The sequence below is a fragment of the Gryllotalpicola kribbensis genome (genome assembly GCF_039538245.1).
Classification (GTDB): Bacteria; Actinomycetota; Actinomycetes; order Actinomycetales; family Microbacteriaceae; genus Gryllotalpicola; species Gryllotalpicola kribbensis.
This window is the reverse complement of the sequence record NZ_BAABBX010000015.1, coordinates 173,664-188,666: the sequence shown is the minus strand read 5'-3', so window position 1 is coordinate 188,666 and position 15,003 is coordinate 173,664. Positions and strand designations below refer to the sequence as shown.

Annotated in this window: 13 protein-coding genes; 6 read left to right on the top strand and 7 right to left on the bottom strand. The window is 71.4% G+C overall.

The window, feature by feature from the left end:
- Nucleotides 1-32: 32 nt before the first annotated feature.
- A complete protein-coding gene (locus tag ABD716_RS10335) occupies nucleotides 33-1,391 on the bottom strand; it encodes an HNH endonuclease (protein ID WP_344776515.1) in 1,359 nt (452 codons plus the stop codon).
- A 246-nt stretch (nucleotides 1,392-1,637) separates the two neighbouring features.
- Between ABD716_RS10335 and ABD716_RS10330 the strand changes: the two genes are divergently transcribed.
- Together ABD716_RS10330 and ABD716_RS10325 are read left to right on the top strand one after the other, a co-directional pair.
- The gene (locus ABD716_RS10330) at nucleotides 1,638-2,441 is read left to right on the top strand and encodes a MerR family transcriptional regulator (RefSeq protein ID WP_344776513.1); all 804 of its coding nucleotides are present in this window, start codon (nucleotides 1,638-1,640) and stop codon (nucleotides 2,439-2,441) included.
- Between the two features lie 52 nt (nucleotides 2,442-2,493).
- On the top strand, nucleotides 2,494-2,856 hold the full coding sequence (locus tag ABD716_RS10325; protein WP_344776510.1) for a nuclear transport factor 2 family protein: 363 nt from the start codon (nucleotides 2,494-2,496) through the stop codon (nucleotides 2,854-2,856).
- A gap of 6 nt (nucleotides 2,857-2,862) precedes the next feature.
- On the opposite strand, the gene ABD716_RS10320 is transcribed toward ABD716_RS10325, so the two are convergent.
- The gene (locus ABD716_RS10320; RefSeq protein WP_344776508.1) at nucleotides 2,863-7,470 is read right to left on the bottom strand and encodes an ATP-dependent helicase; all 4,608 of its coding nucleotides are present in this window, start codon (nucleotides 7,468-7,470) and stop codon (nucleotides 2,863-2,865) included.
- Nucleotides 7,471-7,538: 68 nt separating this feature from the next.
- Here ABD716_RS10320 and ABD716_RS10315 point away from each other — a divergent pair, with 68 nt between their 5' ends.
- Entirely contained in the window at nucleotides 7,539-8,120 is a 582-nt protein-coding gene (locus tag ABD716_RS10315) for an NUDIX hydrolase family protein (protein ID WP_344776506.1), read from the top strand.
- Here ABD716_RS10315 and ABD716_RS10310 read toward each other — a convergent pair.
- From ABD716_RS10310 to ABD716_RS10300, 3 genes are all read right to left on the bottom strand, one after another.
- Nucleotides 8,117-8,617 (bottom strand): GNAT family N-acetyltransferase, encoded by a 501-nt coding sequence (locus ABD716_RS10310; RefSeq protein WP_344776504.1) that lies wholly within the window; start codon nucleotides 8,615-8,617, stop codon nucleotides 8,117-8,119. The genes ABD716_RS10315 and ABD716_RS10310 overlap by 4 nt on opposite strands.
- A 260-nt stretch (nucleotides 8,618-8,877) precedes the next feature.
- Nucleotides 8,878-10,482, bottom strand: coding sequence for a DEAD/DEAH box helicase (locus tag ABD716_RS10305; RefSeq protein ID WP_344776502.1), 1,605 nt, complete (start codon nucleotides 10,480-10,482; stop codon nucleotides 8,878-8,880).
- Nucleotides 10,483-10,689: 207 nt separating this feature from the next.
- Nucleotides 10,690-11,442: a DUF1684 domain-containing protein gene (locus tag ABD716_RS10300; protein WP_344776500.1), complete on the bottom strand. Its 753-nt coding sequence runs from the start codon at nucleotides 11,440-11,442 to the stop codon at nucleotides 10,690-10,692.
- Between the two features lie 41 nt (nucleotides 11,443-11,483).
- Between ABD716_RS10300 and ABD716_RS10295 the strand changes: the two genes are divergently transcribed.
- Together ABD716_RS10295 and ABD716_RS10290 are read left to right on the top strand one after the other, a co-directional pair.
- Nucleotides 11,484-12,275, top strand: a complete 792-nt coding sequence (locus tag ABD716_RS10295; protein WP_344776498.1) for a 2-phosphosulfolactate phosphatase — start codon at nucleotides 11,484-11,486, stop codon at nucleotides 12,273-12,275.
- Between the two features lie 28 nt (nucleotides 12,276-12,303).
- Nucleotides 12,304-12,606: a DUF427 domain-containing protein gene (locus tag ABD716_RS10290; RefSeq protein WP_344776496.1), complete on the top strand. Its 303-nt coding sequence runs from the start codon at nucleotides 12,304-12,306 to the stop codon at nucleotides 12,604-12,606.
- A gap of 61 nt (nucleotides 12,607-12,667) precedes the next feature.
- Here the strand turns inward: ABD716_RS10290 and ABD716_RS10285 are convergent, their stop codons facing one another.
- Nucleotides 12,668-13,519 (bottom strand): LysR family transcriptional regulator, encoded by an 852-nt coding sequence (locus ABD716_RS10285; RefSeq protein WP_344776494.1) that lies wholly within the window; start codon nucleotides 13,517-13,519, stop codon nucleotides 12,668-12,670.
- A gap of 41 nt (nucleotides 13,520-13,560) precedes the next feature.
- On the opposite strand from ABD716_RS10285, the gene ABD716_RS10280 reads away from it, so the two are divergent.
- Nucleotides 13,561-14,568, top strand: a complete 1,008-nt coding sequence (locus ABD716_RS10280; RefSeq protein WP_344776492.1) for a DMT family transporter — start codon at nucleotides 13,561-13,563, stop codon at nucleotides 14,566-14,568.
- On the opposite strand, the gene ABD716_RS10275 is transcribed toward ABD716_RS10280, so the two are convergent.
- Nucleotides 14,507-14,995: a SprT-like domain-containing protein gene (locus ABD716_RS10275; protein ID WP_344776490.1), complete on the bottom strand. Its 489-nt coding sequence runs from the start codon at nucleotides 14,993-14,995 to the stop codon at nucleotides 14,507-14,509. The genes ABD716_RS10280 and ABD716_RS10275 overlap by 62 nt on opposite strands.
- Nucleotides 14,996-15,003 lie beyond the last annotated feature (8 nt).

Sequence of the window (15,003 nt, the reverse complement as noted above, 5' to 3'; positions counted from 1 at the left end):
GCGCTCCTCGTGGCGCCACCCGGTCCGGCGTCTCAGTCGTTGGGGGGTGCTCCGGGTGGTGCTCCGGATGGCGCGCCGGCTCTGATGCGCGTTGCGGCGCCGTCGCCGGTGGGCTGCCAGTCGAGGGCCTTTCCGGCGGCGGCGTAGCGGACTTCGGGGGTGCCGTTGCGCATTCTGATGTGCCAGGGGTCGCTGTCGATGTCGTGATGGTGATACCAGCACAGCAAGACGCCGTTGCACACGTCGGTCGGCCCGCCGTCTTTGTAGGGGACGACGTGGTGGACTTCGCACAACTGAGCGGGCACGGTGCAGCCGGGTATGAGGCAGGTGCCGCCGTCGCGCAGGGCGATGGCGCGGCGTTGCCGTTTGGTGAACCCGCGAACGTCACGGCCGAGCCGCAGCACGTCGCCGTCGGGGGCGAAAACGACCGTCTGGCTGCCGCCGGTGCAAGCGGCTTGTGCCGCTTCAGCGACGGGGACCGGCTCTGCTGTTCCGGCATAGAAGGCGAGCCCGGTGCCCGAATGGAGTTCTGCGACGGTGGTCGAGAGCCACACGGTGGGGTGGTCCCCGCCCATGTCGGGAGATTCCGCGGAGCGAGCCTGACTGGCGCACACGTCTCGCAGCAGGTCGGCGCGCTTCTGCCCGGCCGTGCGCTCGTCACTCGGCGCCCTCTCGCTTCCACCGTGGTTCGCGGGCTGGAACGCGACGGTCTTCTTCCCCTTCGGGTTCACGAACGCGTCGAACAGGCCCCGCACCACGGCAGCGTGCCCGGCGGGCAGCAGCCCGGACACCTTCGCGACACCGTCGACCGTGGGGCCGACCCAGAAGTACCGCTCTTTCATGGCCTTCTTCGCCGCGTCTTCCACCATGTGGACAGACAGTCGCGCGGCTGTCTCGGCGGCCCTCGCCTTCACCTCGTCTGCGTCCGCGGCCACCGCGAGTTCGACCAGCTCGGTCTGCGCGGTTGTGAGCTCCGCCGTATCAGCGGTGGCGGCGGCCCTCTTCAGCTCTCCGCTGATTGCTGCTGCGGCGTCTCGACCGATGCGACCGTCGAGCACGGCGGCCTCGACGGCAGGAAGCTGCTTCAGATCGGTGACCTGGGTGACGAGCTTCTGGGCCTCCTTGCCTGAGGACTTCGTCAGGTTCTGCAGGGCGGCCGCCGCGGTCTTGAATCCCAGGCGCTTCGCCAAGGAGCTGGGCGACTCGGGGTCGGAGCGCCGCTCCACCTCGCCGGCAACGGCAAGGTCGAGCGCGCCCAGGTGTCGGTGGGCCGCGGCAAGATCTTCCGCGAGCCGCACCAATTGCCCGTCGCTGAGGGTGGCAGGGTCGACCGGAAGTGCAGCGCTCAGGCGCGACAGCGCCCCGCATGCGGCGGACCCGACTTCTGACATGGAATGAGTATACGAGACTGGATTAGGAAAAGCCATAGCTACTATAGAACAGATATCCACAGGTCGATCACGTCTGCATACTTCTCCACAAGCGCAGCCGCAGGCACAGCCGCCCCCCGACGTCATCGCTGCGACTGTCGCCGACGCCGTCGCGCAGATCCTCGCCTCACCCCTGGGCTGATCGATCGGCCTTCGGAGCACCCCTCACGACGACGCGCTCCCAGGCATCCCATTGAAGATGCTGTCGTGACCTCCTTGATGACCATCGGCGACTTCGCGCGCGCGACCCGCCTGAGCGCCAAGGCGCTGCGGTTCTATCACCAGGTCGGCCTGCTCGAGCCCGCCGAGGTCGGCGCGGTCAACGGCTACCGGCTGTATGCGGCAGAGCAGATCGTCACCGCGCAGATCATCCGCCAGCTGCGCTCGCTCGAGGTTCCGGTCGACACGATCCGCGAGATCCTCCGAGTGGATGTCGCGGCGCGCAACGCACTGATCGCCGACCATCTCGAGCGGCTGGAGGCGCGGCTCGAGGCGACTCGCTCAGCGGTGCTGTCGCTGCGCGGGCTGCTCAGCGAGCCCTCCGCGGAACGACAGGTCGAGCACCGCAGCGTTCCCCCGATGCCCGTGCTGGCCATCCGCGAGCTGATCGAACTCAGCGAGCTCGGCCCGTGGTACGACGCGGCGATGAGCGAGCTGGATGCTGCGATCGACGCATGCGGCGCCGAAGCGGCCGGCCCGCGCGGCGGCATCTGGGACACCCGGCTCGTGCTCGACGAGCGCGGCGAGGCGACGGTGTTCACCCCGGTGGCGACTCTCGAGGGACTCGACGACGCGACGATCGGGCCGACTCGGGCGCGCGCCGAACTGCTGCCCGCCGTCGAACTGGCGATCGTCGCCCACCGCGGGCCCGACGCCACGATGGCGCAGACCTACGGGCGTCTGGGCGCGTACGTCGCCGAGCACGAGATGGGCGTCGACGGGCCGATCCGCGAGACCTACCTCGGCACAGTGACCGAGGTCGGCTGGCCGATCTTCCGCACCGCGCGTTGAGGCGGCCCTGTCGGCTTGACCTTCCCCTAACGGAAAGCGCGAGGCTCGGGCGATGAACGAATTCGCCCACGCCGCCGCCCACCCCTCGAACGCCGTCGCACCGGTGATCACGCGCTACTTCGACCTCATGGCCGGCACCGACAAAGCCGCGGTCATCGACGTGTTCGCGCCCGACGCCGTGGTCGCCGATGACGGTCGCCGCTATCGCGGCCGCGCCGAGATCCTCGGCTGGCTGACCGGCGCCGCCAGCGAGTTCACCTTCACCACCACGCGGGTATCGGCCGAGCAGACCGGCGAGACCGCGCTCGTCGTGAATGTTCTCGAAGGCGACTTCCCCGGCGGTCGCGTCGAGCTGCGCTACGCGTTCGAGCTGACGCCCGACGGACTGATCCGCGCCCTGAGCATCACGGTCTGACGGCCGTCAGTACCGCAGCCGCAACCCACGCGGCGTCTCGCTGAAACCGGCCGCCGCCAGGGCCTCGCCCAGCGAGGTTCCGAGCACGAACGCCCCGTTCGCCGACTCGATCGCGAGCCGGTCGGTGCCGCCACGGCGCACGAGCTGCGCCACTGCTGCCGCCGCTGCGCCCAGCACAGCGGGCTCGTCGCTGAACGCGAGCACCGTCTTCCCACCGCGCTCGATGTACAGCACGAGTGCGCCGTCCACCAGTGAGACGAGCGCCCCGGCCTTGCGGCCCGCGCGATGGCCTGAGACGCCCTCGGCGGTCATCGGCGGATCGGGCCACGGCAGCGCCGCGCCATACGGGTTCGCGGGGTCGGTCGCCGCCAGCGCCACCGCGTTCAATGGGGGCTCGGCCGTGGCATCCGCCGTGAATCCGCGCAGGCGGTCGACGGTTGGCGAGCTCGCGAACTGCGCCGCGCCGAGCGTCTCGATGAAGTAGCCACGGCGCACGTGGCCCGTCTGCTCGAACTCGGCCAGCACGCGGTAGGCGAGCGCGAAGCCGCCGGGCTGGCCCTCGTTCTGCACCGACCCGCGCGTCACCACTCCGTAGCGGTCGAGCAGGTTCTCGGCTGCGGCGTGTGCGCGCAGTGTCGGGTCGGCGGCGCCGAGAGGCAGCAGCGACCACCGCCCGGCCACGGTCGGCGGCCCGGTGCGCGTCGGCACGTTCGGCCGCACGACGCCGGGGCCGCCTGAGGCGCCCTGCCCGCCGCCCAGCGAGCCCGCGAGCTGCATGCGGCCACCGCGGAACACGCGCGTGCGCGGCGCCCGCGCCGGCCGCCGATGAGCGGCCTTGCTGCCGGTCAGCGCACGCACAGGGGCGAGGGTGTCGTTCGTCACAAGACCCGCCCACACGAGATCCCACAGTGCGGTCTCGAGCGCGGCGTCGTCCTGCGAGCCGACCGCGTCGGAGAGCTGCCGGAAGAAGAACCCGCCGCCCGCGCCCAGCGTCGCGAGCACCTCGCGCTGCAGCTCGTCGGTCTCGAACTCCATCGGCTCGGCGAGCGTCAGCGGCGCGCTCTCGGCGAGGTGGAAGCTGAGCCAGCCGTCGCGACCCGGAATCGTGCCAGCACCGGCCCAGATCACCTCGCCGCTCGCCGTCAGCTCGTCGAGCATGACGGGCGCATAGTCGGCGACGCGCGCGGGCAGGATCAGCGATTCCCACGCGGATGCCGGCGCGCGCACACCCGCCAGCTGCTCGATGACGGATGCCACCCCGTCGACGCCCTTCAGCGTGCCGGTTCCGACGTGCTGCCACTCGGGCAGGAACCGCGCGAACGCCGACGGCTCGACCGGCTCGACCTCGTGCCGCAGCGCCGCGAGCGAGAGCCGTCGCAGCCGGCGCAGCACGTCGGCGTCGCACCACTCGGCACCGGTCGCGTGCGGGCGGAACTCGCCCTCGACCACGCGTCGCTCATGCGACAGCCGGCGCAGCGTGTCGGTGATGACCGCGGTGCCGAGCCCGAACCGCGCGGCGACCTCGTCCGCGGCGAACGGCCCATGCGTGCGGGCGTAGCGGCCGACGAGGTCGCCCAGCGGGTCGGCGACCGGCTCGATGAACGCCGTCGGCACGCCGATCGGCAGGGGCACCCCGATGGCGTCGCGCAGGCGCGGGGCATCCTCGATGGCGGCGACCCGCTCGATGCCCGCAATCGATACGCGCAGTGCGCGCTTGGCCGCGACGAGCTCGGCGACAGCGGCCTCGGCCTCGTCACCCGACCCCGCGAACCGCGCCGCGAGCTCGTCGAGCGACAGCGGCCCGAGCACGCGCAGCAGGTCGGCGACGCCCTCGACGCCGCGCGCATGCCGCTCTTCGGGCAGCCGCTGCAGCTCGCTCTCGACGCGCGAGATCACCGCCGGGTCGAGCAGCTCGCGCAGCTCGGAGCGCCCGAGCAGCTGCGAGAGCAGCTCGGTGTCGACGGTAAGAGCCGCGGCGCGTCGCTCGGCGAGTGGCGAGTCGCCCTCGTACATGAACGCGGCGATGTAGCCGAACAGCAGCGTCGACGCGAACGGCGACGGCTTCTCGCTCGTCGTCTCGACGATGCGGATCTTCCGCTGCTCGATGCGCCGCGCCACCGCCGCGAGGGCGGGCAGGTCGTAGACGTCCTGCAGGCACTCGCGCATCGTCTCGAGGATGATCGGGAACTGCGGGTACTTGTGGGCGACCTCGAGCAATTGCGCCGAGCGCATGCGCTGCTGCCAGAGCGGGTTGCGCCGCCCCGGGTCGTACCGCGGGAACAGCAGCGCGCGCTGCGCGGCTTCGCGGAACCGCGCGGCGAACAGCGCAGAGCCGCCGACCTCTTCCGTCACGATCGCCTCGAGCTCGTCGGGCGCGAAGACGAACAGCTCGGCGCCCGGCGGCTCGGCGTCGGAGTCGGGCAGCCGCACGATGATGCCGTCGTCGGCGGCCAGCACCGCCCCCTCGAGCCCGAGGCTCTCGCGCACGCGCCGCCCGACCGCGAGCGCCCAGGGCGCATGCACCATCTGCCCATAGGGCGAGTGCAGCACGATGCGCCAGTCGCCCAGCTCGTCGCGGAAGCGCTCGACGACGAGCGTGCGGTCGGTCGGCAGGTGCCCTGTCGCCGTCTTCTGGTCGTCGAGATAGGTCAAGAGGTTTCGGGATGCCCGTTCGTCCAGTCCGTCGCCGGCGAGCCGCGCCACGGCATCCGCGGCGTCGCTCGCGCCCAGCTCGCGCACGAACCCGCCGAGTGCCTCGCCCAGCTCGGCCGGGCGCCCGATGCCGTCGCCGTGCCAGAACGGCACGCGCCCCGGCTCGCCGTAGGCCGGGGTCACCATCACCCGGTCGTGCGTGATCTCGGCGATCTTCCAGCTCGTCGTTCCGAGCGCGAACACGTCGCCGACGCGCGACTCGTAGACCATCTCTTCGTCGAGCTCGCCCACGCGGCGCGGGGCCTTGTCTTCCGCCCCGGCGACCATGAACACCCCGAACAGCCCGCGGTCGGGGATCGTGCCCCCGCTCGTCACCGCCAGCCGGCCCGCGCCCGGGCGGGAGGTGAGGATGCCGCGCTCGCGGTCCCACACGAGGCGTGGGCGCAGCTCGCCGAACTCCTCGCTGGGGTAGCGCCCCGAGAGCAGGTCGAGCACGGCTTCGTATGCCCCGCGCGGCAGCGTCGCGAACGGCGCAGAGCGCCGCACCGTGTCGAACCAGCCGTCGACGTCGACCGGGCCGACCGAGACCGCCGCGACCGTCTGCTGGGCGAGGATGTCGAGCGGATTCTGCGGCACGCCGATCTTCTCGATGAGCCCCGCCCGCATGCGCTCGGTGGCCAGAGCCGACTGCACGAGGTCGGCGCGATGATTGGGGAAGAGGATGCCCTTCGACACCTCGCCCACCTGATGGCCCGCGCGGCCGATGCGCTGCAGCCCGCTCGCGATGCTCGGCGGAGCGGCGACCTGCACCACCAGGTCGACCTCGCCCATATCGATGCCGAGCTCGAGCGAGCTCGTCGCGACCACGCACCGCAGACGACCGGTCTTGAGGTCGTCTTCGATCGCGGCGCGCTGCTCTTTCGACACCGAGCCGTGGTGGGCGCGTGCCAGCACAGGCGCCTCGGTCGACACCCCACCGGTCGTTCCCGAACCGCCGACGAGCTGCGCAGGGAACGATGTCACGGGCTCTGGCTCGTACCCCAGTCGTTCCGCATAGAGCTCGTTGAGCCGCGCGGTCAGCCGCTCGGTCGTGCGCCGCCCGTTGGCGAACACGATCGTCGAGCGGTGGGCGAGCACCTCGTCGAGCACGGCCTCGTCGACGTGGGTCCAGATCGTGCCGCCCACTTTGTCTCCACCCGGAGCCGTCTGCAGCTCGCGCATGTCGTCGACCGGCACGACGACCCGCAGATCGAAGCGCTTCTGCGATTCGGGCGCGACGATCGTCGTCGGGGTCGTGCCTGAGAGGAACCGCGCCACCTCTTCGGGTGGCCGCACCGTCGCCGACAGCCCGACGCGCTGAGCGGGGCGCGCCAGCAGCTCGTCGAGCCGCTCGAGCGACACCGCGAGGTGCGCCCCGCGCTTGGTCGAGGCCACCGCGTGCACCTCGTCGACGATCACCGTCTCGACCTCGCGCAGGGTCTCGCGCGCACCGGAGGTGAGCATGAGATAGAGCGACTCGGGCGTGGTGATCAAGATCTCGGGGGGATGCCTGAGCAGACGCTGCCGCTCGCTCGAGGGCGTGTCGCCCGACCGCACCCCGACGCTCACCTCGGGTGGGTCGAGCCCGAGGCGCTTCGCGGTCTGCGCGATGCCCACGAGCGGGCTGCGCAGGTTGCGCTCGACGTCGACGCCGAGCGCTTTCAGCGGCGAGATGTAGAGCACCTTCGTCTTCGCAGTGCCGGCCCGCGAAGCATCCGTATGGCTCGAATCGCTCATCAATCGGTCGATCGCCCACAGGAACGCGGCCAGGGTCTTGCCGGACCCCGTCGGCGCGATCACGAGCGTGTTGCGGCCCGACGAGATCGCTTCCCAGGCGCCGAGCTGCGCGGCGGTCGGCGCGCTGAACGCCCCCGCGAACCACTGCCGGGTCGCGGCCGAGAAGCGCTCGAGCGTGTCGGTCATCGTCAGACATTCGATCACAGGGGTCCGACATCGGGCAGGGTGCGGTTCAAGGGCCGTATTGTCTCGGTATGGCAGTGCGTACCCCGGACCCGTACCCCGACGGCCGCCCTGAGGAAGAGGAGCCGCCGAGCTACGGCCCCGCATGGCTGAGCGACATCGAGCTCGAGCAGATCAGGCACCGTATGCCGATCCTCTACGTCGAGGCCGTTCCGGTGCACGTCGACGGGCTCGGTCGCGTCATCGACATCGGCCTGCTGCTGCGCGGCACGCCGCTCGGCGAGATCACGCGCACGATCGTCTCGGGCCGCGTGCTCTACGGCGAGACGCTGCGCGACGCGCTCTTCCGCCACCTCGAGAAGGACCTCGGGCCGATGGCGTTCCCGCAGCTGCCCGCCTCGCCCGTGCCGTTCATGATCGCGGAGTACTTCCCCGCTCCGAGCGAGACTCCGTTCGTCGACGAGCGCCAGCACGCCGTCTCGCTCGCCTACGTCGTCCCCGTGACCGGGACCACGGAGCCCCGGCAGGACGCCCTCGAGCTCACCTGGCTCACGCCCGCCGAGGCGGCATCCGATGCGGTTTGCAACGAGCTCGAAGGCGGCCGCGGCGCCCTCGTGCGAGCGGCGCTCGCCTCGGTCGGGGCCCTGCCCTAAGCGCCTCTGACGGCCGAGCGCACCATGCGGATCTCGTGCCCCGTGCCGAACGGCTCGCGGCTGCCGTCCGGCACGAACCCATTGCGACGGTAGAACGCCTGCGCGCGCGGATTCGGATCGGCGACCCGCAATACGGATGCCCGATCTTCCAGCACCGCGTCGAGAAGCCGTTGGCCCGCGCCGCTGCCGTGGTGCTCGGCGAGCAGGTAAAGGATGTAGAGCTCCCAATCCCGCGGCGGGCGCTCCCCCTGCGCCGGCCCGGCGGCAGCGATTCCGACGATCCGACCGCCGCGCTCGGCGACGGCTGAGCGCCATCCGTTCGCACTGTCCGCAAGCACGCTCGTCCACATCTGCTCGCGCCGTTCGACGAAGTCGGGCGCATCGAGCACCTCGTCCGATACCAGCCCGCGGTAGGTCTCCTGCCAGCCCAGCACATGCACGCGTGCCATGCCGGCGACATCGGCCTGCGTTGCAGCCCGCACGACGATCTCGCTCATGCGTCGACGCTAGCGGGTCGCATGTCTCCCTTTTCGTCCGCGTACGAATTGGGGCGATTCGCCCAATTCGTACGACGCGAAACAAGTGAGGTGCACGTCCTGCACGTCATGCCCGGGCCGCGCGTGCGCGCGTGCCGCGCGCACGCGGCCATACAGCGAGAAGTGCCGCGATGGGGCTCCGGTTGAACGGGACCGCCATCACAGCACTTCTCGGTGAGATGCGCAGCGCTTGGGGCGCGGTGAGCTATCGGCGTGGCGCGCTACGGTCGTGAGGCACGACGGGGAGCGCGAGAGCGCCCGGCAGCCGACCCGCCGACGTAACCGCCCTGGCCGCCGGTCGAGGTCGAGTAGCTGGTCGTCGAGCCGCCGCGCGTTGCGCCGTCACGGCGAGCGGATGCCTGACCACGGCCGCCCCGCGACGGCGACGCGCCCGCGCCGCGCGCCTGGCCGCTGCGCTGAGCCTGGCCGCCGCCCTGAGCCTGGCCGCCCTGGCCGCCGCGACCGCCGCGGCGCGAGCCGCCCTGGCGCTCGCCCTGCTGCGCACCGGCACCGGCACCGGCACCGCCAGCGCCCGCGCCACCCGCTCCGCCGCGCCGCGCACGCTTCCGCTGCGCGTTCGCGCCGGTCGAAGTGCCGCCCTGCGACTGGCCGCGCACGGGCGCCTCGGGCTTCACGTACGGAACGAGCGCGACCGGCGAGCCGACGAGCGAGAGCACCTGCGGTGAGGCATCCGTCACCTGCTCGAAATCGACCTTGATGGCGGCCTTGCGCAGCAGGTCGCGCAGGTCGCGGTGCTGCTCGGGCAGCGCGATCGTGACGACATCGCCGGCCGAGCCGGCGCGGGCGGTGCGGCCGGAGCGGTGCAGGTACGCCTTGTGCTCCATGGGCGGATCGACGTGCACGACGAGTTCGACGTCGTCGATGTGCACGCCGCGGGCCGCGACGTCGGTGGCGACCAGAACGCGGACGGAGCCGTCGTGGAAGGCCGCGAGGTTCCGGTCGCGGGCGTTCTGCGACAGGTTGCCGTGCAGGTCGACGGCAGGGATGCCGCCCTCGGTCAGCTTCTTCGCGAGCTTCTTGGCCTGGTGCTTGGTGCGCATGAAGAGGATGCGCTTGCCGGCACCGCGGGCGAGCGTGCGCACGAGCGCGTCCTTGCCCGCGGTCGACTCGACCGCGAAGACGTGGTGCGTCATGGCCGAGACGTGCGAGGTGGCCTCGTCGACCGAGTGCAGGATCTCGTCGCGCAGGTAGCGCTTCACGAGCTTGTCCACGCCGTTGTCGAGCGTGGCCGAGAACAGCATGTGCTGGCCGCCCTTGGGCGTCTTGTCGAGGATGCGGGTGACGACGGGCAGGAAGCCCAGGTCGGCCATGTGGTCGGCCTCGTCGAGGACCGTGATGCGGATGCCGTCGAGCGACAGCACCCCCTGCTTCAGCAGGTCGTCGAGGCGGCCCGGCGTCGCGACGATGATGTCGACGCCGGCGCGCAGCGCGTCCTCCTGTCGCTTCTGGCTGACGCCGCCGTAGATGACCGTCGTGGTGAGCCCGACGCTCTGCGCGAGCGGAGCGAGCGTGTTGTCGATCTGCGTCGCGAGTTCGCGGGTCGGCGCGAGCACGAGGCCGCGCGCCGTGCGGCCGCGCGCGGGCCGGCCGGAATTCGTGTCGGATGCCGCGCCCAGCCGTGCCGCAAGCGGAACCGAGAACGCGATGGTCTTGCCAGAGCCGGTCTTGCCGCGGCCGAGCACGTCGCGGCCCTTCAGCGAGTCGGGCAGCGTGGCGACCTGGATCGGGAACGCCTCGGTGCGGTCGGCCGCCGCGAGCGCGGAGACGATGGGGGCGGGCACGCCGAGTTCGGCGAAAGAAGTCATGAAGATGTATGCCTTTCGGGGCATAAGCCCGCGCACGCCAAGGTCGGCGCAGAAAGCGGGGAGGTTCGGTCGCACGCGGGCGGGTGCCAGCGCGGTGCGCCGTCTGAAAAGACTGAGGGTCGAATCACGACGCGGGTGCGGGCGAAGACTTCGCTCGCGACTGGTTCAGTCTAGGTGATGGAAGCTGTGCGGCCGGACGGCGGCCGCTTACGGCATCCGCTCGCCCACCGGAACCTCGACAGACAGCGTGTTGCTCGGCAGCGCGAGCGGGCAGGCCCACGCCGGGTCGTATGCGCACGAGGGGTTGTAGGCGAAGTTGAAGTCGAGCACGACGGTCGGCCTCCCCTCCGCTGGTCGAGTAGGTCGCTCTGCGTCTCCCTCCGCTGGTCGAGTAGCCCGCTCTGCGCCTCCCTCCGCTGGTCGAGTAGCCCGCGCGAAGCCGGGCGTATCGAGACCCCCTCCTCCCGCGGAGCCGCCGAGCCACGCCCCCTTCACGGTGTCCACGAGGTAGCGCCCGCCCCCATAGGTGCCGCCGGGCTTCCCGGCCAGCGCATCCTTGACGGGAATGAACAGCCCGCCGCCGTAGGACCGCAGCCGCCACACGTCGAGCGACCCGACGCCGGGCAGCACGGCCCGCCCGAGCAGCTCGAACGGAACGACCCCGTCGGTGCCGGTTTCGACGTCCCAGTGCCGCGGCTCGGCGGCCGGCTCGATCTCGACCTCGAACCGCCAGGCCGGGTCGTAGGGCGCGACGGGCACGCCGGTGAACGACTCCCGCTCCTCGGGCAGGATCGCCGAGGCCGGGTGCGTCGCCAGCATCCGGTCGCGGCTCAGCTTCCAGAACGCATGCGCCTCGGCCGGCCCGTCGCTCTCGGCCGCGAGTCGCGTGATCTCGTAGAGCTCAAAGGTGAGCCGGCGCCAGTCGAGGGTTTCGAGCGCAGTGCGGGCGGCATCCGTCATGCTCTCAGTCTGCCCCTGGGCGCCCGACTAGGCTGGAACGCATGCCCCAACCCCAGCCGGCCGAGCACACCCAGCAGAGCTACGAGGTGCGATTCGACTGGGGCATCGAGGGCCTGCGCAGCATCGCCCCGGGCGCCGGGGTGATCGTCTTCATCGACACGATCTCGTTCACGACGACCGTCGAGCTCGCCACGGGCCAGGGCCTCGAGATCGAGCCGTTCCCGAACCTCGACCGCGAGGCCGCCGCTGAGTACGCGGCCACGGTCGGCGCGAAGCTCGCCGCTCGCCGCGGCGACCCGGGTCTCTCACTGTCGCCGACGAGCATGACGGCCGAGAAGATCGCCGAGTTCGGCGCGCCGCGCGCGGTGGTGATCTCGCTGAACGGGTCGCGCGTGGCGGCGGATGCCGCAGGCTACGGCGTCCCCGTCGTGGCGGCCAACCTGCGCAACTTCTCGGCGGTCGCCCGCTGGGTGCTCGCCTACCAGCAGCAGCTCGGCCATCGCGCGACCGTCGCGGTCGTCGCCTCGGGCGAGCGCCGCGCCGACGACACCCTGCGGCCGGCCGTCGAAGATCAGCTCGCCGCCGGCGCGGTCATCGGCGCGCTCGCGGCCCAGGGCATCGACGCATGCTCGCCGGAAGCCGCCGTCGCCGCGGCGTCCTTCGACGCCATGCGAGGGGCGGTTCGCCATCTGCTCACGGCATCCGTCAGCGCCCGCGAGCTCGCAGCGGTCGGCCAGCTCGACGACGTCAGGATCGCCGCGCAGCTCGATGTCTCGCAGACCGTGCCGGTCATGCGCGACGGCGTCTTCCGCGCCGAGCCGATACCGGAATAGCGCACGCGGCGCAGTGGTTCGCGCAGGCATGAAAGCACTTCTGGGAGACACCGTCATCGCCGAGGCCCCCGAAGAGGACCTCATCCGCATCGAGGGGAACTGGTACTTCCCGCCGGCATCCGTCAACGAGCAGTACCTGAGCACCAGCCCGACGCCCTACACCTGCCCGTGGAAGGGAGAGTGCCAGTACTTCACCGTCACCGTCGACGGTCAGGCATACCCCGACCGGGCGTGGAGCTACCCGACCCCGTACCCGACGGCCTTCGACCGCGTCGGCAAGGACTTCTCGAACTACGTCGCGTTCTGGAAGGACGTCACCGTCGTCGACTAGTTCCCGTTCCGGACAAATGCGCGCGCTGCCGCGGGCGCGTTTGTCCGGAAAGGGAACAGGTTCACAGCGCGTCGACGAGCGCCTGAGCGAGCGGATGCCACGGCCGAGACGCCGGCCCCGAGAGCACGAGCCGGCGCGGCCGCGGCTTCACGAGCGGCTTCATGACGAGGTCGCCCGGCAGCATGCCGCGACCGAGCGACGGCACGATCGCGACCCCCATGCCCTGCTCGACCATGCGGAACAGCGTGCTCATCTCGCGCACGCGGTGCGAGAACGCGTACTCGAGCCCCTCGTCCTCGTGCATGCGCTTGACGTGCCCCTCGCACCCGCCGGTCGACACGATCAGCCCGTCGACGGCCAGCTCCGCGAGCGGAATCCCCTCGAGCTCCGCCAGCGGATGGTCGCAGCGCACGACCGCGGCGAACTCGTCGGTCGCGACAAGCTTGCCGCCGGCGGGCTGGGGCGACGGCTCGACCAGGATCGCCGCCTCGACGACCCCAGCCTCGAGCCACTCGGGCATCTCGTCGTCGTCGCCCTCGTAGATCTGCACGTCGACATTGGGCAGCTTGGCCGCCCACAGCGGCAGCAGCTCGGGCAGCAGACCCTGGCACACGGTCGCGACGGCGCCGAGGCGCACGACGCCGGCGAGCGTGCCGTCCTGCTTGACCGCGCTCTCGAGGGCGGCGACGGATGCCAACGCCGCACGCGCATGGTCGAGAACCCGCCTGCCCAGAACGGTCAGGGTGACGCCCCCGTCGCGCTGCAGCACCCGGCCGCCGACCTCGCGCTCGAGTCCGGAGACGGCGTGCGAGACGGCCGACTGGCTGATGCCGAGCTGCGCCGCGGCATCCGTGAACGACGCACGGTCGACGACCGTGACCAGCGCGCGCAGCTGCGGCAGAGTGACGCCCATAAGTACCCCTCATCTGGCGATGAAGCAGATTCATTTGCCTCATGGCGACGGATGCCTCGACGATAGGCCGCATGCAGGCAGCAGGCAACACCCGCGGGACCCTCGTGGCGTTCCTCGCGCTCGCGCTCGTGTGGGGCGCGAGCTTCCTCTTCATGAAGCTCGGGCTCGCGGGACTCGCGCCCGGCCAGGTCGTCATCGGGCGGGTCTGGTTCGGCGCTCTGACGCTCGCCGCCGTGATGCTGGTGACCCGGCGCCGGTGGCCGCGCGACCTGAAGCTCTGGGGCCACATGGTCGTCGTCGCGATCACGTTCGGTGTTGCGCCGTACGCGCTGTTCGCCTGGGCCGAGCAGACCGTGCCGAGCGGGCTCGCCAGCATCTACAACGCCACGACCCCGATCATGACCCTGCTGCTGACCCCGCTCCTGCTGCGGTCGGAGCGCCTCAGCAGGGCGCAGTCGGGCGGAGTGGTCATCGGCATCCTCGGGGTGCTCGTGCTGAGCGCGCCGTGGCAGCTGATCGGCTCGGCTGACCTCGCGGGCAGTCTGCCCGGGCAGATCGCCTGCCTCGGGGCGACGCTCTGCTACGGATTCTCGGGGCTGTATCTGCGCCGTTTCGTCTTCGGCAGGGGAGTGGAATCGCTCACGCTCTCGGCGATGGAGATCTGCCTCGCCGCGCCGCTCGCCCTGGTTCTTCTTCCCTTCGGCGGGCTCGACCCGATCGGGGTCAGCGCCCCTGTCGTCCTGTCGATCGCGGCCCTCGGTGTGCTCGGAACCGGCATCGCATACATCTGGTACTACCGCGTGCTCGGCGAGTGGGGCGCCGCCCGCGCCTCGACGGTCACCTATCTCGCGCCGGTCGTCGGCGTCGTGCTCGGGGTGCTGGTCCTCGGCGAGACGGTGCAGTGGTACGAGCCCGTCGGCGGTCTCGTCGTCATCGCCGGCATCATCGCGAGCCAGCGCGGACTCCGCCTCAGGCGGGCACGGACTCTCAGCGCGCCTGCGCGGCTGCCTTCCGCACCGCCGCCGAGATCTCGCGCCGAGTCCAGCTGATCAGGAACGCCCGCGAGAACGAGCGGGAGCACTTCCCGCAGGACAGGTCGCGCGCGGGCCGGCGGTGCCGGTAGTGCACGTGCCCGTTGGGGCAGGTGCCGACCCAGGGCGCGAGCTCGGTCGGCGTCGGCCCGTCGTGCGTGCGGCCGCCGACGTAGCCGATCGAGGCGGCCGTCCGCTTCCACAGCGCCCCGTGCCCGGCGGCCGGCCCCGCCAGCGCGTGCGCGACCTCGTGCAGCAGCGTCTGGTGCACGTCGTCGTCGGGCCAGCTCGCGGCGAGGTAGCGAGAGACAGAAATCCGTTTGTGCGTGTAGTCGCACAGCCCCGCGCGCTTCTTCGCGTTGTCGAACGCGAACGTCCACGAGGGGTCGAGATGCAGGGCGATGAGTGCGTTCGCCCAGACGCTCACCCGAGAGAGTTCAGCCATGCGGTGAG